The organism is Nocardia farcinica (genome assembly GCF_029867845.1).
GTDB classification, from domain to species: domain Bacteria; phylum Actinomycetota; class Actinomycetes; order Mycobacteriales; family Mycobacteriaceae; genus Nocardia; species Nocardia farcinica_A.
Map to the genome: position 1 here is coordinate 1 of NZ_JARWRU010000103.1, position 2,238 is coordinate 2,238.

A 2,238-nucleotide genomic window follows, 5' to 3' on the forward strand; every position below is an offset into this window, starting at 1 on the left:
CGCGCCCGGGCTTTTAAAAACCCCGCCCCCCCCCCGCGCCGCTCGGGGGGGCGCCCCGGGCGGGGCCCCGCTATCGCCTGTCGTTTGCCGTGCCGCCGACCTCCCCCACGCGCGAGCCGAACCGGTCGGATGTCCAACACACCTCCCGATCCCCGGCGATGCCCCCTATGCTGCTCGGCATGCACGATCACAGCGGCGCGTTCGACACCGACGTCCTCATCGTCGGGAGCGGTTTCGGCGGTGCCGTGAGTGCGCTGCGGCTGAGCGAGCAGGGCCGCCGCGTGATCGTGCTCGAGCAGGGCCGCCGTCACACCCGCGCGGATTTCGCGGCCGCCCGCCGCGACCCCCGCAAGTACCTGTGGATGCCGGAGCTGGGATTGCGCGGGTTCTTCTGGCAGCGCGTGCTCGCCCACGTGGGCATCATCGGCGGTGCGGGCGTCGGCGGCGGCAGCATCGTGTGGGCGGGCGTGCTGCTCGAACCCGAGGACGACTTCTTCACCGACCCGGCGTGGCCGCGCTCGCCGTCCGGCTGGCGCGCCGAACTGGCCCCGCACTACGCCACCGCCGCGCGCATGCTCGGTCGCGCGGTGTCGCCCTTCGAGGGCCCGATGGACCTCCACCTGCGCGCCACCGCCGAAGCCCTCGGCGCCGGCCACACCTACGGCCCGACCCCGATGGCCATCTACTGGGGCGAGGAGGGCGTCACCGTCCCCGACCCGTTCTTCGGCGGCGAGGGCCCAGAACGCACCGGGTGCAGACTGTGCGGGGCGTGCCTGATCGGCTGCGCCTACGGCAGCAAGAACACCCTCGACCTGAACTACCTGTGGCTGGCCGAGCGCCGCGGCGCCCAGATCCGCAGCGAACAGCAGGTCACCGAGATCGCCGAGCTGCCCGGCGGCGGCTACGAGGTCCGCACCGCCAGCGGGCAGCGGCTGCGGGCGCCGGAGGTGGTGCTGGCCGCGGGCGTGCTCGGCACCGTCGAGCTGCTGTTCCGCTCCCGCGAGTCGGGCGGGCTGCCGCGCGTGTCCGAGCGGCTCGGCACCGGCGTGCGCACCAACTCCGAGGCCATCACCGCTGTGCTCGCCGACGACCCGGCGACCGACTTCACCCGAGGCCCCACCATCTCCAGCGAGTTCTACCCGGACGCGAAAACCCATGTCACCCAGAACCGTTACGTGGGCGGCTGGCACATGCGCTTCCAGGTCGGCCCGCTGGTCGACGGCGCCGATCCCGCGCGCCGGCGCCGGGCCGCGCTGCGCGCCCTGCTCGCCCATCCCGTGCGGCAGCTGCGCACCACCTTCGCCCGCGACTTCCTCGCGCGCCTGAGCGTCTTCACCGTCATGCAGAGCGTGGAGAACGAGATCCGGCTGGTGTTCGACCGCTCCCCGGTGCGACCGTGGCGCAAGGTGCTGCGCTCACGCTCGGTGAGCGGCAAGCAGGCGCCCAGCTACCTGCCCCAGGCCAACGAGGTGGCCCGCGCGTTCGCCGCCTCCGTCGGCGGCCGCCCGCTGAACCTGCTGCTGGAGAGCGTCGGCGGCAAGTCCATCACCGCCCACATACTCGGCGGCGCTGCCATGGGCCACGACGCCGGCGACGGCGTCATCGACACCGACCACCAGGTGTTCGGCCACCCCGGCCTGTATGTCGTCGACGGCTCGGCCGTGCCCGCCAATGTCGGCGTCAATCCGAGTCTCACCATCACCGCGATGGCCGAACGTTTCGCCGCCCGCTACGCGGCCCGCACCGAAAGAGCTGTCAGTTGAACGCCTCCTCCCATGACCTCCCCCGCTCCCTGTCGCAACTGCGCGGCCTGTTCGCCGGCCTGCCCGCGGGCGACAGGCCGGTGACCGGCACCTACCGCGCCGAGTTCGCCGGCCCCGCCCCGCTGCGCGTCGCCGCGCCCCGCGCCATCGCGCTCGGCGGGATGCGCCGCTGGCACGGCAAGCGATTCGCCGGCGACGGCACCGCCGTCAGTGTGCTGCGCTCACCCGACGGCGGCGGCCTGGTCGAGCACCTGCCCATGACCGTGGCCACCGAATCCTCCTGGCTGGACGGGCAACCCGCGATCGTCGTCTCCTACGGCAGCGAGGGCCCGATCCCGTGGCGGTGGGTGCGCGACGAGTTCCGTGTGCAAGACGAGCACACGCAGCAACGGCTGACCTTCGTCGGCGGCCCGGGGTCGCGGGTGGGCCCCGCGCCGGTCCCGCACAAGCCCGCGGGCTGCCCCCCCGAAGCGCA

At 73.6% G+C, this 2,238-nt stretch carries 2 protein-coding genes; both read left to right on the forward strand.

The window, feature by feature from the left end; translation table 11 throughout:
* The first annotated feature begins 179 nt into the window (after positions 1 to 179).
* Entirely contained in the window at positions 180 to 1,763 is a 1,584-nt protein-coding gene (locus tag QH283_RS01980; RefSeq protein ID WP_280501305.1) for a GMC family oxidoreductase, read from the forward strand.
* Positions 1,760 to 2,238: hypothetical protein (locus QH283_RS01985; RefSeq protein WP_280501306.1), on the forward strand; the 479-nt coding region annotated here is incomplete at its 3' end. The genes QH283_RS01980 and QH283_RS01985, both read left to right, overlap by 4 nt.

What these genes read in the sequence shown, in the direction of transcription:
- QH283_RS01980 (WP_280501305.1), top strand. Translation starts at nt 180, where the DNA reads ATGCACGATCACAGCGGCGCGTTCGACACCGACGTCCTCATCGTCGGG.